Raw genomic sequence first — 25,540 nt, 5'->3', positions numbered from 1 at the left:
GGAGGTCAGCGGCTGCCCTCAGGCACCGGCAGCAGAAGGTCCGGGCGTATCGGCAGCAGCGGCAGCTGCACCGGTGATCCCCCATTTTTAAGGAAGGGGTTCGGCAGGGGAATGAAGACCCGGTCCATGACGTCCAGCTTCTGGATCGGCCTGCGGAAATAGGTGCTGAACCATTCCTCGTAGTCGCCGCTGAGCATGGCACGGTGCAGCCCCACGGTAAGCCGCTCGGCCATGTGCTCGTCATCCGGGGCCACGAACAGATATGAGGGCATCCGATAGGTGAATACGAGCCCGTCCTCTATCGTCAGCCGGTCGCCCTGATACTGTTGCAGATCGATCAGGATCTCACCAACCCCGCGCAGGAAGCAGTCGAAGCGGTCCCTCTCAAGCATCGTCAACAGGTTACTGAAACGCGGCGAGGTCACGACCTCAAAACCGGACTGGCGCAGGATGCGGGTATCGGGCCAGTGCGTACCCTGGCCAATGGTCAGGCCCTGCTGCTGGAAGTCGTCGGCGGAGAAGATCCGGTCAAACCGCGCCTGGTCACCCTTGCGGATGATGCAGATGCGGAATCCCAGCATGCCCTGGGCAATGGGAATCGGTACGGGTCTGAGTTCGCGGTTGCGTTCCGGGGAAGAGGCAACGTTCGCAATGCGGACCCGGTTCCTGTGCCCGGCGCGCAGATGCCGGGTCGCCCGGGCCTGGGCCATGGGCATGCTGGCGCGGATTTCCGTGGGCCCGTAATCCGGCGTCTTCGCCAGTGCCATCGTCACGAGTTCGCGGATGGCCGGGCTCTCATGGTTGCGCTTCCAGAGCGTGATGGGCCCATCGCCGCCGTCAGTGCCCGCCAGCAGGGGGGGTGCCAGCGCGAGCAGCAGAAGAATGGCAACTGACTTCCGTGTTGTCAGCATGGTCCGCTCCAGTCAGGAATGGGCCCGGTAGCGGCCAGGCCCGAGCATCAGGACCACCACCGCATTCACCAGGAAAAGCACCGGCAGCTCCAGGGCCCAGCCGCCATTGGTCTTGAGCGTGAGCAGCTCGTGCTGGTGTGCGAGAACCAGAGCGAACACCATGTTGATGGCTACCAGCACCGCCGCGACACGGGTGTGAATACCCAGGATCAGCATGGTCGGTGCCAGGATTTCCCCGATGAGCACCCCCCAGGCCAGTAATACGGGCAGCCCGTGTGCGGTCAGAAGGTCTTCTATGGGCCCGATGCCGTTGAGCAGCTTGCTGATCCCGTGCAGCAGGATCAGAAAACCCAGCGCCAGACGCAGTATGAGACGGGCAAGATCCGGTTGGTTGAGCACCTGAGTCCCCTTCGGTCATTTCCTACAGTGCTGAGCGGAACGAGAACCGGAAATGGATTCCGTTGCGCGCCAGCAGGTTGGTCCAGTATTCGTGCATCCACTGCCAGGCCTCGTCGCTGGCCTGGGCGACAAAGGGTGCCAGATCCAGATCGTAATAGTCGCCCGAACCGACAATCTGGCGTACCGTGATCAGTATGGCCTGATCGAGCTCGTTGGCAAAAGGCTCGCCGATGAGATGATGCACCAGGAGGTTCGCCTCGGTGGCTTCCGGCTCCAGAAGATTGCTGTTGCGGAACGACCGGTTGTTCTCGTACATCTCCTCCATAAGGCGGTGGCACTGGTAAGCTTTCACCAGCAGCCCCTCCAGACCCTCATAGCCTGCCAGAAGCACGGACGGATGGGCGAAATAACCGGTGGCTGTCTTGAGGAAGGGGTGAAACAGTGCATCGACCCCTGCACGTTCGGCGCAGATCCGGACGCAGTGGATCAGCCCGGGCGTCATTTCCACGTATTCGCGGGCAAATCCGTACAGCGCCGCTGCCGGGTCTTCGGCCTCCACCCGGAACAGCCCATGCAGGACTTCCGCCCTGGTGCGGAGTGCCTGCTGGAACTGGCCACCGGCGGATTCCCGGGCCACGGCCTGGGCGATGATCTGGGTGATGGACTCCGGCGTCATGGACCGTACAGCGCTGGTGGATGGAGACCGCAAGCGGTTTAGTCTCAGTGTAGCTGAGTTTGCGGGCAGTGCCCGCCGGGTGGTCGGGGCTGGCCGGACACGATAGAATTGGGTCTTGACGGTTGTCATACGCGCAAAAAACGATAAACTCTGCGTAACTTTGCGCGAGAGACCCATACATATCCCCGCGTTCCCCAGGGTTCGACGCCACGGCCCGGTTTATGGTGCGCGGGGCCGAAACACAATTCTTGTTGGAGACGAGGTATGAGCGTGCAGGCCCTGCGTGCCGGTGCCCTGGCGACTGCTGTAACGGCGCCGTCCAGCGCCCTTGCCGAGTGGGGGGTTAACCTTCCTGAAGGTGTCACCTCCATAAGCAACACCATCTATGACATTCACATGTGGGTGTTCTGGATCTGTGTTGTGATCGGTGTGGGTGTTTTCCTGGCCATACTCTGGTCGGTTCTGGCCTACCGTCACTCGAAGGGGGCGAAGCCGGCGCATTTCCACGAGAACACCACGGTGGAGATCATCTGGACCGTCATTCCCTTCCTGATCCTCATCATGATGGCCATTCCGGCCACTGGCACTCTGGTCGACATGTACGACACCTCCGACGCCGAGATGGAAATCAAGGTCACCGGGTACCAGTGGCGCTGGCAGTATGAGTACATGGATGAGGACATCAGCTTCTTCAGTTCTGCGGATACACCACGTGATGCCGAGAGGAACCTGATCGAGAAGACGGAAGACTACAAGTATTCGGTCGACAACCCACTGGTTCTGCCTGTTGATACCAAGATCCGGTTCCTGATCACGTCCAACGACGTCATCCACAGCTGGTGGGTACCGGAGTTCGGCTGGAAGCAGGACGCGATTCCCGGATTCATCAACAAGAACTGGACAAAGATCGAGGAGCCCGGCACCTACTACGGTCTGTGTGCTGAGCTGTGCGGTCAGGGGCACTCCGATATGCCGATTGAGGTCAAGGCAGTGCCGAAGGACGAGTACCGCGAATGGGTCGCCGAGCAGACCGGCGACGACGGTTAAGTATTCAGCGTTTGAGTAACGGGGGTTCATCATGAGTTCGGTCGCAGACGCTCACGCCGCTGATCACCACGATCACGGCCCCGCCAAGGGGATTGGACGGTGGTTGTTCACCACCAACCACAAGGATATCGGCACCATGTACCTGGTGTTCTCGTTCGCGATGTTCCTCGCGGGCGGCGCCATGGCCATGATCATCCGTGCCGAGCTGTTCCAGCCAGGCCTCCAGATGGTGGAGCCGGCCTTCTTCAACCAGATGACCACCATGCATGGTCTGGTCATGATCTTCGGCGCCGTCATGCCGGCCTTCGTGGGGTTGGCCAACTGGATGATCCCGCTGATGGTGGGGGCACCGGACATGGCCCTGCCGCGCATGAACAACTGGAGCTTCTGGCTGCTGGTGACCGGTTCCCTGATCCTGATGTCCACCCTGTTCATGGATGGCGGCGCTCCGAACTTCGGCTGGACAGCCTATGCGCCCCTGTCCACGACCTACGGGCCTGACAGCACGACCTTCTTCATCTTCTCCGTCCATATCCTGGGCATCTCCTCCATCATGGGCGCGATCAACGTGATCGCCACCATCATCAATATGCGCGCCCCCGGCATGACCCTGATGAAGATGCCCATGTTCGTTTGGACCTGGCTGATCACCGCTTTCCTGCTGATCGCGGTGCTGCCGGTACTGGCGGGTGCGGTGACCATGCTGCTCATGGATATCCACTTCGGCACCGCATTCTTCGATGCCGCGGGTGGCGGTGATCCGGTGCTCTACCAGCACATCTTCTGGTTCTTCGGTCACCCGGAGGTCTACATCCTGATCCTGCCGGCGTTCGGCATCATCTCCCAGATCATCCCGACCTTCTCGCGCAAGCCGCTGTTTGGCTACACCTCCATGGTCTACGCCACGGCCGCGATCGCTATCCTGTCGTTCCTGGTCTGGTCGCACCACATGTTCACGGTTGGGCTGCCGCTGCCCGGTGAGCTGTTCTTCATGTACGCCACCATGATCATCGCGGTGCCCACAGGGGTGAAGATCTTCAACTGGATCACCACCATGTTCCGTGGTTCCATCAGCTTTGAAACCCCCATGCTGTTCGCCATCGGTTTCGTGGTGCTGTTCACAGTGGGTGGGCTCTCCGGCGTGATGCTGGCCATCGCGCCCGCGGACTTCCAGTACCATGACACCTACTTTGTGGTTGCCCACTTCCACTATGTCCTGATACCGGGCGCCATCTACGGCATCTTCGCTTCCGTGTACTACTGGCTGCCCAAGTGGTCCGGCCGCATGTACAGCGAGGCACTGGGCAAGGCGCACTTCTGGCTGTCTTTCATCGGCCTGAATATCGCCTTCTTCCCGATGCATTTCCTGGGTCTTGCCGGTATGCCACGGCGTTATGCGGACTACCCGATCCAGTTCGCCAACTTCAACCAGGTTTCGACCATCGGTGCTTTCCTGTTCGGCGCCAGCCAGCTGCTGCTTGTCTTCATTGTCTACAGGGCTGTGAAGAACGGTCCCAAGGCGGACGCCAAACCCTGGGAAGGTGCGGAAGGTCTGGAGTGGACGGTTCCGTCTCCGGCGCCCTATCACACCTTTGAGCAGCCGCCGCGGGTCGACTGACCCCGGCGGTCCGGAAAAACGGAAACCGTAACGGAACAAGAACAGCGGAGGCTGCATGTCGAGCAACCAGTCCTATTACGTCCCGGAGTCGAGCATCTGGCCCATTGTGGGCAGCATCGGGATGTTCCTGACCTTCTTCGGGCTTTCCACCCTCCTGGTGAATCAGTCCAACGGGGATCCCACCACCACAGCCTGGGTCGTATTCACGATCGGGGCCCTGGTCCTGATCTACATGATCACCGGCTGGCTCCGGGATGTGATCCGCGAAAGCCGCGCCGGGCTCTACGATGCCCAGATGGATCGTTCCTTCCGTCAGGGCATGAGCTGGTTCATCTTCTCCGAGGTGGCTTTCTTCGCGGCACTTTTCGGCAGCCTCTTCTATATCCGGTTCTTCGCCGTTCCCTGGTTGGGTGGTGAAGGCGCCAAAGGCACCGCCAATATGCTCTGGGAAGGCTTCCAGGCCCAGTGGCCCCTGCTGAGCAATCCGGATAACAGCCAGTTCGCTGGCCCGGATTCAGTTATCGGTCCCTGGGGGCTGCCGCTGCTGAATACCCTGATCCTGGTGACGTCGTCCATCACGTTGACGCTGTCTCACAAGGCGCTCAAGTACGATAAGCGCAAGCAGACCATCTATTGGCTGGCGGCCACCGTGGCCCTGGGCGCGATTTTCCTGTTCTTCCAGATCGAGGAGTACATTGAGGCCTACAGCCATCTGAATCTGACGCTGGACTCCGGTATCTACGGTAGCATCTTCTTCCTGATGACCGGATTTCACGGCCTGCACGTACTACTGGGTGGGATCATCCTGTTCGTTGTCCTGATGCGGCTGATCAAAGGGCATTTCAGCGCCCATGATCACTTCGGCTACGAGGCAGGTGCCTGGTACTGGCACTTCGTGGACGTGGTCTGGATCATGCTTTTCGTCTTCGTCTACGTAATCTGAAAAACTGACGCGCCGCTCAGAAGGGCGGCGCGTTCAGTTGCAGATTGCCCGTCATCGCCGCCACTCCAATAAGAACCAGCAGCAGCGCGGACAGCGACACCCGGACGATCAGTCCATTCACAGTTCTGTGACGACTGCCCTCATCCTTCATCATGAAAAAGAAACTGCTGGTCAGGCTGGCAACGATGCCGATGAGTACGAGGACGATCAGTAACTTGAGCATGGCGAATCTCTTGACGCTGAAACAACCCGATCACTATAACAGAGCATGACTGAATCCCGGAGCCAATGGCGCTGGCGGCCGAATCGGGCCATCTGGGGTATTGCCATCGCGTTCCTGCCGCTGCTGCTCGGGCTCGGCGTATGGCAGCTTGACCGGGGCTTTGACAAGGCGGAGCGCCAGGCTCGCTGGTCGGACACCGATGGGCCTGTTGAATGGCCGGTCGAGCGTCCCCTCGAAGGGCAGCCGGTGGCGCTCTCGGGTGAATATGACCCAGAAGTCCAGTGGCTTCTGGACAACCGGACCCGGGATGGCCGGCCCGGCTACGAGGTGCTCCAGCCCTTCCATACCGAAGACGGGCCGGTTGTGGTCAACAGGGGCTGGATTGCGGCACCGGGGGAGCGTGACCGCCTTCCGCACCCGGAGACGCCCGACGGTAGGCGGACGATTGAAGGCCATGTCTGGTCCTGGCCCACGCCCCTGGTGCTTGGCCGGGTCGAAGCGGTCAATCCGGATGGCTGGCCGAGACGGGTGGCCAGCCTGGACCGGGCGGATGCCCGGGGAACCCTCTCCAATGTCGCCGCTGCTCCTGTCCGGCTGGCGGATGAGGGGCAACCCGGGGCGCTGCGTACTGGCTGGACGCCGGACCGGATGGACGCCGCAACCCACTACGGCTATGCCGTGCAGTGGTTCGGGCTGGCAGTCGTGCTGTTGACTCTGACCATCGCAACCAGCTTTCGCCGAGATGAGGAATCCTGAGTGAGCCAGAACAGTTTCAGTGACGAGGAAACCCGGCGCGCCCGCCGCAAGGCCGCGCTGCTGTTCCTGATTGCCATCCTGCCCCTGATGGCCGCTACGGTTATGTACTATACCGGCTGGGGTATGCCGGGCAGTACCACCAACAAGGGCGAATTCGTTGAGGGCAACGAACAGGTGCTCGACCAGGGGATCCGCGACCCGGATGGCGAGCCTTTCCGGAGTCATTTCCTGCAGGAAAACGAGGATGCCAAGTGGTGGATCCTGGTCACCGCGGCAGACTGCGGTGATGCCTGCGTGGAGTGGCTCGACCGCACAGGCAGCGTCCACCAGCTCCTGCACCGCGACTGGAATCGCGTGCGCCGTGGTTTCATCAGCAGGGATGGCAGTGTACCGGAGGGTGCGGATGACCGGAGGCTGGTACCGCTCTCCGCCGGGGAGGCCAATCCCCTGGCGGCATACACGGCGGATGATGCCGAGGCGACCGTCTTCATCGTCGACCCCATGGGTAACCTGGTCCTGCGCTACGACCAGCGCCATTCCGGGGATGATGTGCTGGAAGACCTTGAACATCTGCTGGAAGTTTCCCCACTTGGCTGAATCCGGATAAAACGATGAGTACAGCTTCGGGCCGCTCACCGGCCACTGCTTTCCCACGTCTGCGCCGGGCCGCGCTCAGCGCACTGGTTCTGGCCACGATCGTGATCCTGCTCGGCGCCTGGACCCGGCTGGTGGATGCGGGCCTGGGTTGCCCGGACTGGCCCGGCTGTTACGGTCATCTGACGGTGCCCAGCGGTGAGGAGACCATTGCGAAGGCGCAGGCCCGGTTCCCCGAGGCCCCTTTTGACGCCAGCAAGGGCTGGCCCGAAATGATCCACCGCTATGCGGCCGGTACCCTGGGTCTTGTGATCTTTGGCATTGCCGCCGCCTGCATTCGCCACCGCAGGGCGGGCGCACCCGCCGGGCTGGCCAGCTTCGCGGCGGGATTCGTGGTGTTGCAGGCGGCTTTCGGTGCCTGGACCGTCACCCTTTCCCTCTGGCCCCAGGTCGTAGCGGCTCACCTGCTGGGCGGCTTTACCACCTTCTGCCTCATGTTTCTGCTGTTCAGGCGTCTTGAAGGTCGAACGGGCCATGACGATCTGCCTCCGGAACCCCGGGCCCGTGTCCTGGCCATGCGGCCCTGGCTTTATGGCGGGCTGGTTCTACTGGTCCTGCAGATTGCACTCGGGGCGTGGACGGCCGCCAACTATGCCGCGGTTGCCTGCACCGACCTGCCAACCTGCCAGGGCGCGCTCTGGCCTGAGATGGATTTCGCTGAGGGGTTCAATTTCTTCCAGTCCGTTGGGCCCAACTACCTGGGTGGTCAACTGGGCAACGACGCGCGCGTGGCCATCCACCAGAGTCATCGCATCGGAGCACTGGTGGTTCTGGTGACCCTTGGTACGTTATTCTTGGCAGTGATCCGAAGAGCACGGGGATCCGCCCTCGCCGGCGCTGCCGGTGCTGGGCTCGCGCTGCTCCTGGTGCAGGTTGCTCTGGGTGTTCTCAACATTCTCCTCCAGGTTCCGCTGGCGATCGCCATGGCCCACAACGCATTCGGGGCCTTTCTCCTGCTGGGTCTCGTCAATCTCCTCGTGCGGGTGGAAAGACTGCGCGTCGCGCCCTCGAATCCGTGAGTACCGGAATTTCCTATGAGTGACAATACCGCATCCGCGAAACGAGCCATTACATGGCGCGACTATCTTGAGCTGACCAAGCCGAAGGTAGTCGCACTGATGCTGATGACCGTCATCATCGGCATGCTGGTCGCTGAGCCCGGGCTGCCGTCTCTGGCCACCGTTTTCTGGGGCAACCTCGGAATTGCCCTGCTTTCCGGCGCCGCTGCCGTCATCAACCATGTTGTGGACCATGAGATCGACGCCCGCATGGCCCGTACACGGCGCCGGCCGGTTGCAACCGGGCGCCTGAGCAACGCCGATGCCCTTGGCTTCAGCGCCACCCTGGGTCTTGCCGGAATGCTGGTGCTTGTCTGGCAGGTGAACATGATCACCGCCTGGCTGACGCTGGCATCGCTGGTGGGCTATGCCATCATCTATACCGTCTTCCTCAAGCGCGCCACCCCCCAGAACATCGTTATCGGCGGGCTTGCTGGTGCCATGCCGCCCCTTCTGGGCTGGACCGCCGTAACCGGAACCGTGGACCCCAATGCCCTGCTGCTGGTGCTGATCATCTTTGCCTGGACGCCGCCCCACTTCTGGGCCCTGGCGATTCATCGCAAGGAGGAATACGCCCAGGTGGATATTCCCATGCTCCCGGTTACCCATGGCAACCGTTTTACCGAACTGCATATCCTGCTCTACACCTTCATGCTGTTCGCCGTGAGCCTGCTGCCCGTAGCGACCGGTATGTCCGGCATGATCTATCTGGTCGGCGCCACCCTGCTCGGGCTGCGTTTCCTGCAGTACGCGTTTCGGCTGTGGTGGGGGGATGACCGGCGTGTTGCGCTGGATACGTTCAAGTATTCCATCACCTACCTGATGCTGCTGTTTGTCGTCCTGCTGGTTGACCACTTTGTCCGCTTCCCGGAGATCTGATGTCCCAGAACCGCAACATCGCCATTACCGTCATCATCCTTTTCATGGTCGCGGCCGGTGTGATGGCACTGACCATCTACAACGTCTGGCTGGGCTCCCAGTACAGCAGTGGCGGGAATGCCAAGCCCCCTGAGGTGGCTGCGGACAACGTCTACCTTTATGACAAGCCGCGCGCGATTGCTGATTTTTCCCTTGTCGATGAACAGGGCAACACGGTGGATGAGTCCATCCTCCGCGGCCAGTGGACGCTGGCCTTTCTGGGCTTCACCCATTGTCCGGACATCTGCCCGACCACCATGGCAACACTCTCCAAGGCAGACAGCCGCATTTCGGACCGGGCTACGGAGCCCCAGTTCCTTATGATCACTGCGGATCCGGAAAGGGATACACCGGAAGCCCTGAGCCGCTACGTCACTTTCTTCGGGGACGATTTCCGGGGCCTCACAGGAGACCTCGAAACCCTGAGAAGCCTGGCCGCGGATCTCAACGCCACCTTCACCCACAGTACGGATGCCAACGGCAACCCTGTGGTCGAGCACAGCGCCCACCTGTCGATCATCTCCCCGAACGGCCGCCTTGCCGGGCTGATCCAGAAGCCCTTTGACGCCGATACCGTGGCGGACACCTATGAAGCCATCCAGAGCTGGCAACCCGGCAGTCAGTGACTCCAATGCCCCGGTCGGGGCTGCTTGCCGGCTGTGACTTCCGGTCATACAATGACCGCTGGTCACTAAAGGAGTCCGACACCGGTGCGCTATCAGGATGAACTCTTCCAGCAGCGGGAAACCCTGCTGCTGGATACGGCTCTGTCACTGTTCCGCGACAGCGGCTGGGAGCGCGTTACCATCGCCCAGCTCGCCCAGCATGCCGGTGTCGCCAAGGGTACGGTCTACAAGCACTTCAGCAGCAAGGAGAGCATCTATGCCCGCCTTGCCCTGCGTTTCTCCCGTGACTGTCTGGCCCATTACCGTGCCCTGGAGCCGGCCGGAACCCCTCTGAAGAGCATCCGGCGCGTCCTGCACGAAGCCTTTGCCCTGATGCAGGCCCACCCCGTGGATGTCCAGCTGTGTCTGCATTGCGACCGCCCCGAACTCCAGGCCCGCCTGGGAGAAGACGAACGCGCGGCCATGGAGGCTCTGGACCGGGACTACCAGGTGTTGTTCCATGAGCTGGTCCGGGCTGCCATCGAAGCCGGCGAAGTACCGGACAAACCCATTGAGGGCCTGTTCTGGGGCGTGGATGCCATCTTTCAGGGCGTTATGGAACGTATTGCCGCCGGCGGCCTGGGCCCGGAGCGCCATGGGACCCCCAGTCTCGAGGCCTATTTTGAGCATGTGGTGGAATTCATCGTCGCTGGCCTGACAGGGCCGGATCCGGTCCAGGGAAGGGAGGTAGCTCAATGATCAACAGAATCCCCCGGGGGCCGGTGGCAATGGCGATTGCGCTGGTCATCCTTCTGGTGCTCTGGCTGCTCAGCGGGGATGTCCGCCGCAGTGCCAGCAACATGGAGGATCCCTACGAGGAGTCAGAGCCAACCATTTCCCGGGTTGAGGTGAGCGAGCGTCTGGCCACGCCTTTCCAGCCGGAAGTTGTGATCCAGGGCCAGGTTGAGCCCTGGCGCACCGTGGTGATCCGAAGTCGCATCGCAGCACAGTTGGAGAGCCTTGAGCCTCTCGGTGCCGAGCTCGCCAAAGGCGATCGCATCGCCCGGCTTTCCGAGGAGGATCGGGAGGAGCAGCTGGAAAAGGCACGAGCGGAACTGGAGCGTGCCCGTACGGACGTCGAGGCTGCCTCCCGGCTGCGTGGCGCGGATCTGGCCTCCCAGTCCGAGTACCTGGCGCGGCGTGCTGAAATGGCAGCGGCCGGGGCGGAACTGGAACAGGCCCGAATTGCGCTCGATGACCTGACGCCGGAAGCGCCGTTCGACGGCAGCATCAACAGCCATGAAGCCGAGATCGGGGACGAGCTCCAGCCCGGCGACCCCCTTGCGGAGTTGGTGCAGACCCGACGCCTGAAGGTCAGTGGCCGGGTTCCCCAACAGAAGGCCGGAAAACTCGCCAATGGCCAATCCGTGCGGGTGGAGCTGCTTGATGGGCGGGAGCTCAGTGGCAATCTGTCTTTCATTGCCAACTCCGCGCACCCGGAGACCCGAAGCTTCCGCATTGAGGCTGCCGTGCCCAATCCCGACCACTGGCGTGTGGCCGGTTCCAGCGCCACGCTGCGCATCGGCCTGGCGCCGGAACTGGCCACCCGCCTTTCCCCGGCACATCTCAGGCTCAATGATGCGGGCCGTCTGGGTGTCCGCCATGTCTCCGCCGACAACGAAGTGGTGTTCACCCCGGTACGGCTTCTGAGTACCGATGATGATGGCGCCTGGGTGACCGGCCTGCCGCTGCGCACACGACTGATCACCCGCGGCGCTGGTTTTGTCCGTGAAGGTGAGCAGGTCACACCGGTCGCTGCCGGCGGGAACGGGGACTGAGCATGCGCGGCCTCATCAACGCGGCCCTGGACCGCGCACGCACCACCATACTGACCCTGATCTTCCTTGTGGTGGCGGGAATAGTGGCCTTCCAGACCATACCCAGGGAAGCCAATCCCGATATCCCCATCCCCATGATCTACGTCTCAATGGCGCTGGAGGGCGTCAGCCCGGAGGATGGGGAACGGCTGCTGGTCCGCCCGATGGAACAGGAACTGCGCTCGCTGGAAGGTGTCGAGGAGATGAGCTCGACGGCCAGTGAGGGCCATGCTTCGGTCATGCTGGAATTCGACGCCGGCTTTGACGCCGATCAGGCGCTTCAGGATGTGCGCGAAAAGGTGGACATTGCCCGGGCGGATCTTCCTTCGGAAGCCGAGGAGCCGCGCGTGAACGAGGTCAACGTGGGGCTCTTCCCGGTGCTGACCATTGGTCTTTCCGGTCCACTGTCCGAGCCGGAACTGATCCGTATGGCGCGGGATCTCCAGAACGAGATTGAGGGGATTCCGGAAGTTCTGGAAGTGGAGATCGCCGGTGACCGGGAGGACATGGTCGAGGTGGTCGTGGATCCGCAGGTTCTGGACAGCTACGGGATCGACTACGCCACCCTGGGTAACCGGGTGGCCCGCAACAACCAGCTGGTGGCGGCCGGCAGTCTGGATACCGGCGCCGGCCGCATGGCCCTCAAGGTGCCCGGGGTGGTCGAGACCCTGGAGGATGTCATGTCCATGCCCCTGAAGGTGGCGGATGATTCCGTGGTCACCTTCGGGGACGTGGCCACCCTCCAGCGCACCTTCAAGGATCCGGAGGGTTTTGCGCGCATCAACGGCGAACCTGCAGTGGTCCTGGAAATCTCCAAGCGCACAGGCGCCAACATCATCGAGACTGTCCAGAAGGTCCAGCACCTGATGGATCAGGCGCGCGAGCGGCTGCCCGATGCGGTGCGGATCACCACCATCATGGACCAGTCGGACGAGGTCAATGACATCCTTTCCGACCTGCTCAACAACGTCCTGACGGCCATCGTGCTGGTGCTGGTCATCGTGGTGGCCGTCATGGGCCCACGTTCGGCGCTGCTGGTGGGCCTGACCATTCCAGGTGCCTTCCTTTCGGGTATCCTCCTGATCTGGCTGCTGGGCTATACCCTCAATATTGTGGTTTTGTTCAGCCTGATCCTGGTCGCCGGCATGCTGGTGGACGGCGCCATCGTGGTGTCGGAACTGGCGGACCGGAACCGCCTGTCGGGCATGCCACCGCGCGAGGCCTGGGCCGAGGCCGCCATCCGCATGGCCTGGCCGGTCATCGCCTCGACGGCCACCACCCTGGCGGTGTTCATCCCGCTGCTGTTCTGGCCCGGGGTGGTGGGCGAATTCATGAAGTTCCTGCCGATCACGGTGATCCTCTGTCTGCTCATGTCACTGGTCATGGCACTGATCTTCCTGCCCATACTGGGTGGGGTCAGTGGCGGGCGCGCGAAAGGCGGCGATAACCGGCCGAGCCGTTTTGGTCGGGCGTATCGGCGGCTGCTGGACCGCTCCCTGACCTGGCCCGGCCGTACCCTTCTGCTGCTCCTGGTGGCCATGGCTGGCATCTATGGCGCCTATGGGGCCTTCAATCATGGCGTTGAGTTCTTTCCGGACGTGGAGCCGGATTCCGCCCAGGTGCACATCCGGGCCCGTGGCGACCTGTCCGTGTACGAACGCGACGCCATTGTCCGGGAAGTGGAGAAACGGATGTACGGGCTCCGGGAGGTCGAGGCGCTGTACGCCCGTTCCCGGGCCAGCGCCGGGGACCAGATGGCACCCGATGTGATTGGCACCATCCAGTTCCAGCTGGTCGACTGGGAGAAGCGCCGCCCGGCCAGCCGTATCCTGGCGGATCTGCAGGAGCGCACCCGGGATATTCCAGGCATCAAGCTGGAATTCCGGCAGCAGCAACAGGGGCCCGGCCAGGGCAAGCCCGTGGAGCTTCAGGTGCGCGGTGTGGGTGAACAGAAGCTGGATACGGCCACGGATCGGATAAGAGCGACCATGGAGGAAGTGGGCGGTTTCGTGGATGTTGAGGATGACCGCAGCCTGCCCGGCATCGAGTGGCAGATCGACGTGGACCGTGAGGCTGCATCGCGCTTCGGGGCCGATGTGGTCAGCGTGGGCAATGTGGTCCGGCTGGTGACCAACGGCCTGGTACTGTCCACCTACCGGCCGGAGGGCGTGCGGGATGAGGTGGATATCCTGGTGCGGCTGCCGGAGCTGTGGCGCAACCTGGACCAGTTCGAGCGTCTGACCCTGCACACGGAAGGCGGCCAGGTGCCGATCACCAACTTCATGGACCTTGAGCCGGCGCCCAAGACGGGCGTGATCAAGCGCGTGGACGGCCAGCGGGCCATCACCATCAAGGCGGATGTGGCCTCCGGCGAGCAGGTTACGGAGCGGCTGGAGACGCTGCAGTCGGCCATGCCGTCACTTCCGGACGGTATCCGCATCGAAGTGGCCGGTGAGAACGAGGATCAGCAGGAGTCGGCCCGTTTCCTGAGCACCGCGTTCGCGGTCGCCCTGTTCCTGATGTTCACCATCATGGTGACCCAGTTCAACAGCCTCTATCAGGCGGTTCTGGTTCTCTCCGCGATTGTGCTGTCCACGGCCGGCGTGCTGCTGGGGCTGCTGCTCAATGCCCAGCCCTTTGGCGTGGTGATGGTGGGTATGGGCATCATTGCGCTGGCCGGCATTGTGGTGAACAACAACATCGTGCTGATCGACACCTTCAATGTGATGCGCGGGGAGGGCCTGTCACCCTATGAGGCCGCCCTTGAGACTGGATGCCTGCGTCTGCGGCCGGTCCTTCTGACGGCCGTGACCACAATACTGGGCCTGATGCCCATGGTGCTGGGTGTGAACGTGGACCTGCTCACCCCCGCGCTGGGCATCAACGCCCCGTCCACCCAGTGGTGGACCCAGCTTTCCAGCGCCATTGCAGGCGGTCTGGCCTTTGCCACCGTGCTTACGCTGCTGGTTACCCCGATTCTGCTGTTGCTGGGTGAGCGTTGGCTGCCCGGCAGAGGAGGTAAGAGTGACACCTGAAACCCGGTACATCGAAAGCAATGGTCTGACGTTCTGCGTGGAGGAACGGGGGGACCCGGAGGGACCACCTCTGTTATTGATCATGGGTCTGGGGGCACAGATGACTCTGTGGCCGGAAGCCATGCTGGAGCGCTACGCTCGCGCGGGTTTCCGGGTGATCCGGTACGATAACCGGGACATCGGTCTTTCCTCGGAGATAGAGGCGTCGGTGGACGGCCATCCCGTGATGGCCATGGCCCGGTTCCGGATGGGCCTGAAGCTGGACGCGCCCTATACCCTTCATGATCATGTCCGCGACGCCGTGGGGCTGATGGATGCCCTCGGCATCCAGAGTGCCCACGTCAAGGGGGTCTCCATGGGGGGCATGATCGGCCAGCTGCTGGCGGCGACCCATCCCCGGCGGGTGCGCAGTCTGGCGCTGGTCATGACGTCCAACAACAGTCCGCGCATGCCCCTGCCCAAACCGGAGGTGATCTGGTGGCTCCAGGGTGGCGGCGTCAAAGGCCATGACGAGGAGGCGGCCGTCGCCCGGGGGCTGGGACTCTGGAAGCGGATCCAGAGCCCGGCGTACCCGCGCGACCTGGTGGAGACGGAACGCCACATCCGTGCCGACTACCATCGCAGCTACCGGCCCAGGGGGATACTGCGCCAGATGCGGGCCATCCTCGCCACTGGTGATCTCTCGGACTACAGTCGCCGCATCCACGCGCCCACCCTGATCCTGCATGGCACCGCGGATCCCCTGATCCGGCCCCAGGCCGCACGCCGGTTGCACCGGCTGATACCGGGGGTGCGTCTGGCCTGGATCCGGGGCATGGGCCATGACCTTCCGGATGAACTGGTCAACCGGATCGTGGACCAGACCATCGCCCTCACGCGCCGGGCTGACGAGCCCCACTGACGCCGGTGTTCAGCCGCGGCGCGGCTTGAAGGCGTTCGCGCCCATGGCAGCGAAGGTGTTGGCGACGGTGATCCAGGGGCTGAGCCCGGGTTTCGGCTTTTTGCCGTCCGCATGTCGGGCGAGCTGGGACTCGTAATAGGTGATGTCCAGCATCAGTGCCTTGTCGAGCCCCTTGAAGCCGGTGGACGGCCGCTTGATGGCCAGCTTAGCCTGAGGGTTGCTGAGCAGGGTGCGTGGCAGCTCCGGGTCCACGGCCATCGGGCGGGCCAGACCGATGAAATCGGTAGCACCGGAGTCCAGCGCCTGCTGCATGGCGGTGGCGGAACGGAAGCCGCCGGTGACCATCAGCGGGACGTCCGTGTGGCGGCGGACCGCGTCCGCGTAATCCAGGAAGTAGGCTTCACGGGCGTTTTCCTTCTTGGCCTTGAACCCGGTCATGGCGGGTGCCTCATAGGTGCCGCCGGAAATCTCGATGAGATCGATGCCGGCCTCGGTCAGTGCCCGCACCACATCCATGGATTCCTCTTCGCTGAAGCCGTCCTTCATGAAATCCGCCGAGTTGAGCTTGATGCCAACCGGAAAGTCCGGGCCCACCACCTCACGGATGGCCTCATGAACGGCCAGCACGAAGCGGCGGCGGTTCTCCGGTGAGCCACCCCATTCATCGTCACGCTGGTTGTGGCGCGGAGAGAGGAACTGGCTCACCAGGTAGCCGTGGGCGCCGTGGATCTGGACCCCCGAGAAGCCGGTTTCCTTTGCAAGATGCGCGGAACGGGCGAACTGGCCGATGATGGCCTGGATCTCATCCCCTTCCAGGGCCCGGGGTGTGGCGAACATCTTCTCCAGCCCGCCTCCCAGGGGCACCGCGGAAGGCGCTACCGGCTGGCTGTTCAGGAACTTCGGGATCTGTTTGCCGGGATGGTTGAGCTGCATCCATACCTGGGTGGCGTTGGCCTGGCCCTGTTCGGCCCAGTTCCGGAAGGCGTCCAGGTCGGACTGTTCGTCCAGCACCACGTTCTTCGGTTCGCCCAGTGCGTTGCGGTCGATCATGACGTTGCCGGTCATGGACAGACCGATGCCGCCGTCCGCCCAGGCCCGGTACAGGCGGGCGAGCCGTTCATCCGGGTCGTGCCGGGCGTTGCCCAGCTGCTCGCTCATGGCGGATTTGATCAGGCGGTTCTTGATGGGGCGGCCGCGCTGCAGTGTTTTTTCGTCATTCAGTGTGGGTGTTGCCATGGAACGGATACTCCATAAAAGGGATTGGGATCGGAAATCAGGGGGCGGGGGCCATCAGGCGGTCCAGGAGCCAGTCCAGATCCGCGCGCAGCAGATCGGCCTGGCCCTCGAGCTTCATGCGCAGGATGCCGCCCTCCCAGTGGTTCCAGAAGATGTCGGTCAGGGCGCTGGCGGGAATGTCGTCGCGGAACTCGCCAAGGCGCTGGCCCTGTTCCACCAGTGGCACAAACCGTTCCCGCCAGTCGCGGTAACCTTTCTGAAGGGCCTGCTGGCACTGCTGGCTGGCAGCGCCGATTTCGGCGGCCAGGTTGCCCAGCAGGCAGCCCCGGATGCAGCCCCGGCGTTCAAACTCGGTGATCATCAGCCCGTACATCTGGCGGATGGTCTCGCGGGCGGAGTCGCGGGGCTGGTCCAGGTGGCGGTCCATCAGCGCCAGCAGATCCTCGGTGTAATCCTCGATGATCTCGGCGGTGAAGCCTTCCTTGCTGCTGAAGTAGTGATAGAAGGACCCCTTGGGGACCTGGACCCGGTCCAGGATCTCCTTGATACCGGTGCCGTGGTACCCCTGCTCGGACAGCAGGTGAACACCTGCTTCAAGGAGTTCCTGGCGGAGGTTGGGATTGCGCTGGGCTCTGGACATGATGATTGACTTTCTGTGCCAATTAGACCGGTCGTCTACTCGATGTTTTGAACATTATCTGTTCTCCGGAGGGAGGTCAAATCCTCGTGTGAACGGGGTGGATCAGTGATAATGCCGTTTTCCGTCCACAGGAGGTTCAGTGAATGGCTCAGAGTGCCAGCGACCTGAAGCGCCGACTCGACGCGCTGCACCGTAACCGCCTCTTTGAGGGCGCGGTGATCAGCATCATCATCGTCTCCGCCCTGCTCATTGGCGCCCGCACCTACGAGGGCGTCAGTCGATTCGACCAGGTGATGGGGGTACTGGACTGGGCGGTGACGGTCTTCTTCCTGATCGAGATCCTGATCCGGATGGCGGCGGAGGAGCGCCTGCGGGACTTCTTCCGTGAGCGCTGGAATGTCTTCGATTTCATCATTGTGGTGGCAAGCCTGATCCCCATCGACGACTCGGAAATGGTGCTGCTGGCACGCCTGCTGCGCATCTTCCGGGTCCTGCGCCTGGTGTCGCTGATCCCGGAGCTGCGGATCCTGATGGGGTCGCTGTTCAAGGCCATCCCGCGCATGGGTTACGTGGTGTTGCTGATGTTCATCATCTTCTACATCTACGGTGCCTTTGGCAGCTTCCTGTTCGGCCACATCAATGATTTCCTCTGGGGCAACATCGCCCGCTCCATGCTGACGCTGTTCCGCATCGCCACTTTCGAGGACTGGACGGATGTGATGTATGAGACCCAGGAAGTGTACTCCCTGAGCTGGATCTATTATCTGAGCTTCCTGTTCCTCACGGCGTTCATTTTCCTGAATATGATGATCGGTATCGTGCTGCAGGTGATGGAAAAGGAAAGCCAGCGTGTGGACGAGGAGAACGGTGAGGGCGAGGCCGTGGAGGTGCACCGGATCCATGAGCACATGCAGGAGCTCCAGCAGCAGCTCGATCGCATCGAGACCAGCCTGGAGCGCAGGGACGGCACGCGCAGAGGCTGATTCCGTGCCATACTGGAATGTTACATTGAACAAGGGAACGGCAGGAGGGAGCAGCTCCGATGAACGAATGGCTCAGGAAACGGCTTCACAGCAGTCGCATCCCGGGGGATCTGGATACGGTCACAACCGTGGACAGGGACGGGGAGCAGAACGCCGCCGAAGCGGGTGTGAGCAGCGAGTCCGTTGAGGCCGTCTGGGAGAGGGTGGCCGCGCTGTATCGTACCGGGACCCATCCGGGCCTTCAGATCACGCTGCGCCACCGGGGCCAGCTTCTTCTAAACCGGGCCCTTGGCCATGCCCAGGGCAATGGGCCCGAGGATCGCCCCGATGGGCCCCGGGTGCCCATGACAACGGAGACACCCGTCTGCTATTTCTCCGCTTCCAAGGCCGTGACCGCCCTGCTCGTTCACATGCTGGCGGAGGATGGGCTCATCAATCTGCTGGACCCGGTCAGCTTCTACTGCCCGGAATTCGCCCGCAACGGCAAGAAGCACATCACCATCCACCAGATCCTGTCCCATCGCGGAGGCATCCCGGGTCTGCCCAAGGACACACCCATCGATGCGCTCTGGGACGAGCGCTACATCTGGAAGCTGCTGTGCGATGCCCGGCCCATAGAGGCGGACGGCAGCACGGTTGCCTACCATGCCATCACGGGTGGTTACGTCCTGGGGGAAGTGGTTCGGCGGGTCACCGGGGAAAGCATTGATAGCCTGCTGGACAAGCGCCTGCGCCAGCCCATGGGCATGCGCTTCTTCACCTACGGCATTGACCATGACAACCTGCTGGATCTGGCCTGGAACTACGCCACAGGCCCCAAACTGGTGTTTCCGGTGTCCTGGATCGTACGCCGGGCCCTGGGTGGCGACATCAATACCGTGGCCGAGGTCAGCAATGATCCGCGCTTCCAGGAGGCGGTCATCCCCGCCGGCAACCTGTGCGGCACCGCCGAGGAGATGGGGCGCTTCTTCCAGATGATGCTCAATGGGGGCACCTGGAACGGTAAGCGCATCTGCGACCGCCAGACGGTCATCCGCGCGGTGCAGGCCTACGGCCGCATGCAGATTGACCGCACCATGATGATTCCCATGCGCTTCAGCGCCGGCTTCATGCTGGGGGCGGATCCGGTGGGGCTCTGGGGGCCGCAGTCGGGCGAGGCCTTCGGCCATGTGGGCCTGATCAACAAATGGTGCTGGGCCGACCCGAGCCGCGACATCAGCGTGTCGCTGATCAATACCGGCATTCCCATCGTGGGGCATCATCTGCCGGTGCTGGCGGGTTTCGTGAATCAGGTGTGCAGCAGTTTCCCCGTACTGGAGGAATCGGAGCGGCCGCTGGGAGTCGTTCAGGGTGCTCCGGGCGCGACCTGAACGCTTGTGTAAAATGGTGAAAGCCTGTTCACATCTTATTGCAATCCGATGTCAGTCGGGGCAGAATGCGCAAAAAGTAGTCAGTATAACCAGGCAGGGACGGGTTATTACGATGCGCAGCGAACAACAGGATGTGATGAGGGCTGATACCGATATCGCCCTGGATCAGTTCGAGAGTGTCCACGACCATCTTCATCAGCGGCTCTGCAGTGAACTTCGGTCACTGCAGGAACGGGTGGATGCCCTTCGGGAATCACCCACCGCGCACAGCGCCAGCATTGTCAGCACCTACGAGCGCCTGATCCGCAAGAAGCGGGCCTTCATGGAGCAGTGGGGTATGGATACGGGGTGCAGCCGGCGGTGAGCCCGCACGGCTGCTCAGTTCCGGACCTGCTCAACGGTTGGGTCAGCTGACTTATAGGTGAAAGATTTCTCCGCGTTGAAGTCTGTGGGATCACTGATGCTGGGACACGCTTCCGAGGCCAGTTCCACGGTTATACGATCCTGCGAGGTGCTGTCCGAGTAGTCAGCCGTAACCCGCACGCACTTTGCCCTGTCGATTCCAGAATCATAGCCAGAGAAATCCGTGGTTCCTTCCTCAGAACTCCAGGACCAGCGGTCGGTCTGACTGCGGTCATCACCCCGGTCGTCCTGTGTGTTCTCAAGGAAGGATTCGAAGATCACCGAGTCTGGATCTCCTCCGTCATTACCTGAATCCCCGGAACTCTCCTCTTCGTTCACGGTTTCCTCGAAGTCCGCGTTGAAACCGGCGATCAACTTGCTTGGCTGTTTGAATCCGGATGAGGGCCCGATGCCCTGAAATGCCTGGTTGGGGTAGAGCGTGAATACAAAGCTTTCCGGTGTGAAAGCCACGCGCGCGACGTTGGGACCAAAGGGCGTGGGATCCGTCAGTGGTTCCGGGTTGTGAGCGTAGTTCACTCCCAGCTCCCATGTTTCCCGCTCGTCTTCGGGGACCTCTGTTTCCGTGACTTTCAGTGTGTTGACCCTGATGCTGCCGGGGGCGTCCTCGCGAACGCAGTTCGCCATGGCATCCCGGGCGGTCTGGAGGGGGGCGACATTGCCGGAGGCGATCATGGCTTCCAGAAGGTCAAAGCCGTTTCTCACCTGGTTGTAGTCCGGCAGGTTGTCTTTGTTGAACCCTATGAATTTTTCAGTCTCTTTTTTGAAGAAATCATAGGCTTCCGTTGCCTGATTCTGGTTCTCCGTCCCGTCAGCCGGTTCTGCAATCCTTGCGAACTGGCGGAACAGCGTCTTTTCAAGGTTCGCGCCAGCGGGATTGGTGTTCTGATCCTTATCGATGGTCAGCGACCCGTACTGCACTTGCGACGGATCCTCGAAGGTGAAGCCATCCGTGCAGGACCCCGGGCCGCCCCCGGAGGAGCCGGTGTCAAGCTCACAGCCGGTGAGCCCGGCGCTCAGCAGAACGGCCAGAGACGCCGCATACGCTCTGAAACACAGGCGCGTTTTCATCAATCCACTCCAGCGACCATACTGTTCCGGTGAATGCACATTTACAGCATAATGCGCGATTGCTTTCCCCGCGTCCGGAGAGATCACAGTTTTGAACGCCAGATTGCCCGCACATCCCCGGTATGCCTGGCTGCTCCTTGCGCTGGCGGTGCTGTGCCCTGTTGTGGTGTCCGGGGCCAGCGCGCAGGAAGCCGGGAGCTGCCTGGCGGGCCCCGTGGAGATCCGTGACGGGGAGGAGCACCACAATATCGGCAGCTGCTTCCGTTATCTCCAGGACGAGGCCCACGAATACAGCCTGGAGGATGTGATCGCCGGCAATACGCCGGAGTTCAATGAGCACACTGTAGGGGTGCTCAACTACGGCTATACCGAGTCGGTATTCTGGATCAAGCGCGACCTTGTCTACCGTAACGGCAGTCACCCGGTGGCCGACTGGGTGGTGGAACTGGTGCTGCCGCTGGTGGATCAGGCGGACCTGTACCTGGTCAATGAACAGGACGAGGTGGTGACGCGGCAGCAGCACCGCTATTCGGATGAGTGGTCCGAGCGGGAATTCGCGGTGCCCAACCCGTCCTTCCGTCTGAACCTCGCGCCCGGGGAACGCTATACGCTGCTTCTGCGCGTGGAAACCCGAAACACCATGCGCCTGCCCCTGAACCTGTGGGAGCTGGACAGCTACCTGGGCAAGGTCGCGGTGGATGAGTGGATCCAGGGGCTGTTCATGGGGGCGCTGTTCGCCCTCCTGGCCTATAACTTCTTCGTCACCCTGGTGGTGCGCGAACCGGGCTACATCTACTACACCACCTACATCCTGTTCGCCATGCTGTTCGTGATGACCGAACAGGTGCATGGCATGCAGGTGTTCGGCGGGCTCCAGTCCTGGCTCCACAAGGAGTACCTGCACATCTACATCCAGCTGAGCTGGATCTTCGGCACCATGATGGCGCGGGAACTGCTGGATACCCGCAACCGCGCCGCCCACCTGGACCAGGTGCTGAAGCTCTGCCTGTACGCGGCCATTACCACGCTGGTGATCAGCCTCTTTCACGACTACCACGTGGCGATGGAATGGACCGTGGTCGGCTCCGTGGGCCTGGCGGTGGTGATCATCGCGCTCAGTTACTGGGCCTGGCGCAATGAGCTGCCCAGCGCCGGGATCTACTTTGTTTCCTGGCTGTGCACCCTGGTCGGCGTGGGCTTCTACGGCACCGCCGTGATGGGGTATTACCCGCTCAACAGTTTCACCAGCCACGCCCCCCAGATCGGGTTCGTGGCCCAGAACATCCTGCTGTCACTGGCGTTCGCCAACCGCATCAAGATCGTCCAGCGCGAGGCCCTGGAGTGGAACCAGCAGGCGGTGGCCAATCTCCACCGCTACCGCGCTCTGTTCGAGAATGCCATGGAAGGGATCTTCCAGATGTCGACCAGCTGCCGGTTCCTGGACGCCAATCCCTCCATGGCGCGAATCCTGGGCTACAGTACCGTCGAAAGCCTGATCAATGGCGTTCCGGATGCGCTGCGGGCCTGCTTCTCCCAGTCGAGTGTCCGCCACTGGGTGATCCGGCAGCTGGAGAAGGAGGGCGAAGTACACGGGGTTGAAGGCACCTTCGAGACCTGTCAGGGCGAGGAACGCTGGGCCAATATCTCCATCCGGACCATCTATACCGAGGACGGCGAGCCCAGCCACCTTGAGGGCACCTTCGTGGATGTGACCGAGCGGCGCCAGCGCCACGAGGTTGAGAAGGAGCGCGAGAACGAACGACTGGAGAAGGAGATCGCCCGCAACTCGGCCGCCGCCAAGAGCCAGTTCCTGGCGAACATGAGCCACGAGATCCGCACACCTCTGGCGGCGATCATCGGCTATGGTGAAACCCTCATGGAACCGGATCTCAGCGAGTCCGAGAAACGCGGCAGTGCCGAGACCGTGGTCCGTTCAGGGCGTCACCTTCTCGACCTGATCAACGACATTCTCGACCATTCCAAGATCGATGCGAACAAACTTGAGGTGGAGCGCCTGAACGTCAACCTCCCGGAACTGCTGGACGAGGTGCGTGCCTTCTTCACCCCCAGGGCCCGGGAGAAGGGGCTCGAGTTTTTCATCCAGTGCGAGTACCCGCTGCCGGAGATCATCCGCACGGATCCGACACGTTTCCGCCAGATCCTGATCAACCTGTGCGGTAATGCGCTCAAGTTCACCGATAAGGGCAGTATCCACATCGCGATCCGCTGCGACCGGGAGCAGGAAAAGCTGCATGCCAGGGTGGTGGATACTGGCATCGGTATGAAGCCGGAGCAGATGGAGCGCCTGTTCGACCCCTTCGCCCAGGGTGCCGCCGCCACCGCTCGCCAGTACGGGGGAACGGGGTTGGGCCTGAGCATCTCCCGGCATCTCGCCGAGTTGCTGGGCGGTGATATCAGGGTGGACAGTGTCTATGGCGAGGGCAGTGAGTTTGAGGTCACGATCGACAGCGGGCCACTGGACGGTGTCCACATGATCCGTGACGCCTCGGAGATGACCCAGCGCCGTCGCCAGCTGCCCATGCTGCATGCACCCCACCTGAGTGGCCGCATCCTGGTGGCGGAGGACAACGAGGTGAACCGCAAACTGGTGGATCTGCTCATCACCCGCACCGGGGCCGAGGTGGCCCATGTGGGCAATGGGGCCGAGGCGCTGGAGCGGGCGAGCAGCGAAGCATGGGATCTGATCCTGATGGACATCCAGATGCCGGTGATGAATGGCCGGGATGCCACCCGGGCCATCCGGGAAGCCGGTATCAACACACCGGTCGTTGCCCTGACGGCCAATGTCATGGCGGAGGATCTGCAGGACTATCAGGAAGCCGGCTGTGACGATTATCTGGCCAAGCCCATCGACAAGCGGCGTTTCTACGAGACACTGGCCCGTTACCTGCGGGTGCGCAGTGAGGCCAGGACAGAGGTGGTGCAACAGTATCAGGGCACAGTGCTGGTAGCGGAAGACAACGAGGACAACCGCCGCCTGGTCGAGCGCCTTCTGGCGCGCTTCGGGGTGACGGTGCTGTCGGTGGATACGGGGTCCGCGGCGGTGTCCACCGCCATGAGCGAAACGGTCCACCTGGTGCTGATGGACAGCCACATGCCGGAGATGGACGGCCCGGAGGCGACCCGGATGTTGCGCCAGACCGGTTTCCGGCGGCCGATCATTGCCTTCACCGCGGGCGATGAGTCGGAAGTGGATGACCTCCAGAAAGCGGGCTGCGACGGCGTTCTGCACAAACCCATTGATTCCGGGCAGCTGCGGGTGCTGCTGCAGAAACACTTGGGGGGTGGGGAATCGGCGGAGGCTGAATCAGAGTCGGGAACGGATCCGGATATCCAGCACCTGGTGGATCAGTTCCTGGATGGACTGCCGGAGCGGCTCGACACCATGGAGCAGGCGATCCGGGATGAGCACTGGATGGATCTGCAGCGCCAGGTCCATCAGATCAAGGGAACGGCGGGCGCCATGGGGTACCCGCTGATTACGGAGAAGGCGGCCGAAGTGGAACGCGCCCTCAAGAACCAGGACGTGACCCATGCGGTCAACCTCTATCCGGAGCTGGCCGGCCTTATCCGGCAGGCTCTGGAGGGGCGGGACAGTCAACAGTAACAGGATGATGCCATGAACCATCTTCCGGACCATCGTACGAACCACGAAACCGTCAACATGATGTACGGGACCTACGCGGATGTGATCTTCATTCTCTTCCCGTTTGCCGTGATCGCCCTGACCCGGGCCTGGCATGGCCATCCGGAAGCCACGCTCACGGCGCCGGATCTTTCCATTGCCGCGGCCATTCTGGGGGGGCTGGCTCTGGGCAAGTTCGTGCTCGGGCTGATCACCGATCACAGTCTGAGCCATTTCCGTGAGCGCATCGTGTTCTTTCTGGCACTGACCCTGCTGCTGGTGCTCGGGCCGGCCATTCTGATGCTGCTCCTGATCACCACCAGTGAGGAGGTGCCGCGGATGGTTGTGTTTGTCCAGCCGATACTGCTGATCGTCGCCATCTCGCTCTATACCACCGCGATCAGTATCAGCAATCTCCTGACACGCCCGGACCCGGTCCTTTTCGGTAGTGAGGACCCGGATCAGGGTGACACCGAGGGCGAGCGCGAGCTGGAACTTCCCGCCAGGGACGGAGAAAGTCAGAGAATGTCACGCGATGAGGCGTAAGGGTGCA

The 25,540-nt window shown here is 62.2% G+C and carries 24 protein-coding genes; 17 read left to right on the top strand and 7 right to left on the bottom strand.

The annotated features are described in order from the left end of the window. Positions 1–5: 5 nt before the first annotated feature. The 3 genes from QZ501_RS00250 to QZ501_RS00240 are packed head-to-tail and all read right to left on the bottom strand — an operon-like array spanning position 6 to position 1,986. Positions 6–911: an ABC transporter substrate-binding protein gene (locus tag QZ501_RS00250; protein ID WP_151440183.1), complete on the bottom strand. Its 906-nt coding sequence runs from the start codon at positions 909–911 to the stop codon at positions 6–8. 12 nt (positions 912–923) lie between these two features. Next, positions 924–1,310, bottom strand: coding sequence for a DoxX family protein (locus QZ501_RS00245; RefSeq protein WP_295716356.1), 387 nt, complete (start codon positions 1,308–1,310; stop codon positions 924–926). Between the two features lie 22 nt (positions 1,311–1,332). Then, entirely contained in the window at positions 1,333–1,986 is a 654-nt protein-coding gene (locus QZ501_RS00240; RefSeq protein ID WP_151440185.1) for a hypothetical protein, read from the bottom strand. Positions 1,987–2,250: 264 nt separating this feature from the next. Between QZ501_RS00240 and coxB the strand changes: the two genes are divergently transcribed. Genes coxB through QZ501_RS00225 form a run of 3 tightly spaced genes read left to right on the top strand, consistent with a single transcriptional unit; the run spans position 2,251 to position 5,594 of the window. Continuing rightward, positions 2,251–3,033, top strand: a complete 783-nt coding sequence (gene coxB, locus QZ501_RS00235) for a cytochrome c oxidase subunit II (RefSeq protein WP_160898174.1) — start codon at positions 2,251–2,253, stop codon at positions 3,031–3,033. 31 nt (positions 3,034–3,064) lie between these two features. Further along, a complete protein-coding gene (gene ctaD / locus QZ501_RS00230; protein ID WP_160898173.1) occupies positions 3,065–4,651 on the top strand; it encodes a cytochrome c oxidase subunit I in 1,587 nt (528 codons plus the stop codon). Positions 4,652–4,706: 55 nt separating this feature from the next. Continuing rightward, on the top strand, positions 4,707–5,594 hold the full coding sequence (locus QZ501_RS00225) for a cytochrome c oxidase subunit 3 (RefSeq protein WP_151440188.1): 888 nt from the start codon (positions 4,707–4,709) through the stop codon (positions 5,592–5,594). Positions 5,595–5,610: 16 nt separating this feature from the next. Here QZ501_RS00225 and QZ501_RS00220 read toward each other — a convergent pair whose 3' ends face one another. After that, positions 5,611–5,817, bottom strand: coding sequence for a DUF2909 family protein (locus QZ501_RS00220; protein ID WP_151440189.1), 207 nt, complete (start codon positions 5,815–5,817; stop codon positions 5,611–5,613). A 45-nt stretch (positions 5,818–5,862) separates the two neighbouring features. Here QZ501_RS00220 and QZ501_RS00215 point away from each other — a divergent pair, with 45 nt between their 5' ends. The 9 genes from QZ501_RS00215 to QZ501_RS00175 all read left to right on the top strand — a co-directional run bounded on the left by QZ501_RS00215 (position 5,863) and on the right by QZ501_RS00175 (position 15,621). Further along, positions 5,863–6,573 (top strand): SURF1 family protein, encoded by a 711-nt coding sequence (locus QZ501_RS00215; protein ID WP_151440190.1) that lies wholly within the window; start codon positions 5,863–5,865, stop codon positions 6,571–6,573. Beyond that, complete coding sequence (locus tag QZ501_RS00210) at positions 6,574–7,170, top strand: hypothetical protein (RefSeq protein ID WP_160898172.1); 597 nt, start codon at positions 6,574–6,576, stop codon at positions 7,168–7,170. It begins immediately after the preceding gene. Between the two features lie 14 nt (positions 7,171–7,184). Further along, complete coding sequence (locus tag QZ501_RS00205) at positions 7,185–8,246, top strand: COX15/CtaA family protein (protein WP_160898171.1); 1,062 nt, start codon at positions 7,185–7,187, stop codon at positions 8,244–8,246. Positions 8,247–8,261: 15 nt separating this feature from the next. Beyond that, positions 8,262–9,164: a heme o synthase gene (gene cyoE, locus QZ501_RS00200; RefSeq protein ID WP_151440193.1), complete on the top strand. Its 903-nt coding sequence runs from the start codon at positions 8,262–8,264 to the stop codon at positions 9,162–9,164. Further along, complete coding sequence (locus QZ501_RS00195) at positions 9,164–9,829, top strand: SCO family protein (protein WP_151440194.1); 666 nt, start codon at positions 9,164–9,166, stop codon at positions 9,827–9,829. The genes cyoE and QZ501_RS00195 overlap by 1 nt, the downstream gene beginning before the upstream one ends. Before the next feature lie 84 nt (positions 9,830–9,913). Continuing rightward, positions 9,914–10,567 (top strand): TetR/AcrR family transcriptional regulator, encoded by a 654-nt coding sequence (locus QZ501_RS00190; RefSeq protein WP_151440195.1) that lies wholly within the window; start codon positions 9,914–9,916, stop codon positions 10,565–10,567. Further along, positions 10,564–11,646 (top strand): efflux RND transporter periplasmic adaptor subunit, encoded by a 1,083-nt coding sequence (locus tag QZ501_RS00185; protein WP_295716350.1) that lies wholly within the window; start codon positions 10,564–10,566, stop codon positions 11,644–11,646. Before QZ501_RS00190 ends, QZ501_RS00185 begins: the two co-directional genes overlap by 4 nt. Positions 11,647–11,648: 2 nt before the next feature. Then, a complete protein-coding gene (locus QZ501_RS00180; RefSeq protein WP_295716348.1) occupies positions 11,649–14,720 on the top strand; it encodes an efflux RND transporter permease subunit in 3,072 nt (1,023 codons plus the stop codon). Next, positions 14,710–15,621: an alpha/beta fold hydrolase gene (locus QZ501_RS00175; protein ID WP_225741707.1), complete on the top strand. Its 912-nt coding sequence runs from the start codon at positions 14,710–14,712 to the stop codon at positions 15,619–15,621. Before QZ501_RS00180 ends, QZ501_RS00175 begins: the two co-directional genes overlap by 11 nt. 9 nt (positions 15,622–15,630) lie before the next feature. Here the strand turns inward: QZ501_RS00175 and QZ501_RS00170 are convergent, their stop codons facing one another. Further along, a complete protein-coding gene (locus tag QZ501_RS00170; protein ID WP_295716343.1) occupies positions 15,631–16,857 on the bottom strand; it encodes an NADH:flavin oxidoreductase/NADH oxidase family protein in 1,227 nt (408 codons plus the stop codon). Between the two features lie 37 nt (positions 16,858–16,894). Then, positions 16,895–17,497, bottom strand: a complete 603-nt coding sequence (locus QZ501_RS00165; RefSeq protein ID WP_151440199.1) for a TetR/AcrR family transcriptional regulator — start codon at positions 17,495–17,497, stop codon at positions 16,895–16,897. A gap of 143 nt (positions 17,498–17,640) precedes the next feature. Between QZ501_RS00165 and QZ501_RS00160 the strand changes: the two genes are divergently transcribed. From QZ501_RS00160 to QZ501_RS00150, 3 genes are all read left to right on the top strand, one after another. Then, positions 17,641–18,480, top strand: a complete 840-nt coding sequence (locus tag QZ501_RS00160; RefSeq protein ID WP_295716341.1) for an ion transporter — start codon at positions 17,641–17,643, stop codon at positions 18,478–18,480. Positions 18,481–18,539: 59 nt separating this feature from the next. Beyond that, entirely contained in the window at positions 18,540–19,850 is a 1,311-nt protein-coding gene (locus QZ501_RS00155; RefSeq protein ID WP_295716339.1) for a serine hydrolase domain-containing protein, read from the top strand. Positions 19,851–19,962: 112 nt separating this feature from the next. Beyond that, on the top strand, positions 19,963–20,214 hold the full coding sequence (locus tag QZ501_RS00150; protein ID WP_151440202.1) for a hypothetical protein: 252 nt from the start codon (positions 19,963–19,965) through the stop codon (positions 20,212–20,214). A gap of 14 nt (positions 20,215–20,228) precedes the next feature. Here QZ501_RS00150 and QZ501_RS00145 read toward each other — a convergent pair whose 3' ends face one another. Continuing rightward, entirely contained in the window at positions 20,229–21,341 is a 1,113-nt protein-coding gene (locus tag QZ501_RS00145) for a hypothetical protein (RefSeq protein ID WP_295716337.1), read from the bottom strand. Positions 21,342–21,432: 91 nt separating this feature from the next. On the opposite strand from QZ501_RS00145, the gene QZ501_RS00140 reads away from it, so the two are divergent. Then, entirely contained in the window at positions 21,433–24,969 is a 3,537-nt protein-coding gene (locus QZ501_RS00140) for a response regulator (RefSeq protein ID WP_160898164.1), read from the top strand. A gap of 12 nt (positions 24,970–24,981) precedes the next feature. Beyond that, on the top strand, positions 24,982–25,533 hold the full coding sequence (locus tag QZ501_RS00135) for a hypothetical protein (protein ID WP_160898163.1): 552 nt from the start codon (positions 24,982–24,984) through the stop codon (positions 25,531–25,533). Positions 25,534–25,540 lie beyond the last annotated feature (7 nt).

This window comes from uncultured Halovibrio sp., from assembly GCF_913056445.1.
Taxonomy (GTDB): Bacteria; Pseudomonadota; Gammaproteobacteria; order Pseudomonadales; family Oleiphilaceae; genus Halospina; species Halospina utahensis_B.
This window is presented reverse-complemented; position numbering and strand designations above follow the sequence as displayed.

Excerpts from the sequence above, each read along its gene's own strand:
- QZ501_RS00160 (WP_295716341.1), top strand. The coding sequence starts at position 17,641 with ATGGCTCAGAGTGCCAGCGACCTGAAGCGCCGACTCGACGCGCTGCAC.
- QZ501_RS00150 (WP_151440202.1), top strand. The coding sequence starts at position 19,963 with ATGCGCAGCGAACAACAGGATGTGATGAGGGCTGATACCGATATCGCC.
- QZ501_RS00145 (WP_295716337.1), bottom strand. The coding sequence starts at position 21,341 with ATGAAAACGCGCCTGTGTTTCAGAGCGTATGCGGCGTCTCTGGCCGTT.
- cyoE (WP_151440193.1), top strand. The coding sequence starts at position 8,262 with ATGAGTGACAATACCGCATCCGCGAAACGAGCCATTACATGGCGCGAC.
- QZ501_RS00135 (WP_160898163.1), top strand. The coding sequence starts at position 24,982 with ATGAACCATCTTCCGGACCATCGTACGAACCACGAAACCGTCAACATG.
- QZ501_RS00155 (WP_295716339.1), top strand. The coding sequence starts at position 18,540 with ATGAACGAATGGCTCAGGAAACGGCTTCACAGCAGTCGCATCCCGGGG.
- coxB (WP_160898174.1), top strand. The coding sequence starts at position 2,251 with ATGAGCGTGCAGGCCCTGCGTGCCGGTGCCCTGGCGACTGCTGTAACG.
- QZ501_RS00180 (WP_295716348.1), top strand. The coding sequence starts at position 11,649 with ATGCGCGGCCTCATCAACGCGGCCCTGGACCGCGCACGCACCACCATA.
- QZ501_RS00250 (WP_151440183.1), bottom strand. The coding sequence starts at position 911 with ATGCTGACAACACGGAAGTCAGTTGCCATTCTTCTGCTGCTCGCGCTG.
- QZ501_RS00165 (WP_151440199.1), bottom strand. The coding sequence starts at position 17,497 with ATGTCCAGAGCCCAGCGCAATCCCAACCTCCGCCAGGAACTCCTTGAA.
- QZ501_RS00195 (WP_151440194.1), top strand. The coding sequence starts at position 9,164 with ATGTCCCAGAACCGCAACATCGCCATTACCGTCATCATCCTTTTCATG.
- QZ501_RS00225 (WP_151440188.1), top strand. The coding sequence starts at position 4,707 with ATGTCGAGCAACCAGTCCTATTACGTCCCGGAGTCGAGCATCTGGCCC.
- QZ501_RS00185 (WP_295716350.1), top strand. The coding sequence starts at position 10,564 with ATGATCAACAGAATCCCCCGGGGGCCGGTGGCAATGGCGATTGCGCTG.
- QZ501_RS00170 (WP_295716343.1), bottom strand. The coding sequence starts at position 16,857 with ATGGCAACACCCACACTGAATGACGAAAAAACACTGCAGCGCGGCCGC.
- ctaD (WP_160898173.1), top strand. The coding sequence starts at position 3,065 with ATGAGTTCGGTCGCAGACGCTCACGCCGCTGATCACCACGATCACGGC.
- QZ501_RS00205 (WP_160898171.1), top strand. The coding sequence starts at position 7,185 with ATGAGTACAGCTTCGGGCCGCTCACCGGCCACTGCTTTCCCACGTCTG.
- QZ501_RS00240 (WP_151440185.1), bottom strand. The coding sequence starts at position 1,986 with ATGACGCCGGAGTCCATCACCCAGATCATCGCCCAGGCCGTGGCCCGG.
- QZ501_RS00220 (WP_151440189.1), bottom strand. The coding sequence starts at position 5,817 with ATGCTCAAGTTACTGATCGTCCTCGTACTCATCGGCATCGTTGCCAGC.
- QZ501_RS00215 (WP_151440190.1), top strand. The coding sequence starts at position 5,863 with ATGACTGAATCCCGGAGCCAATGGCGCTGGCGGCCGAATCGGGCCATC.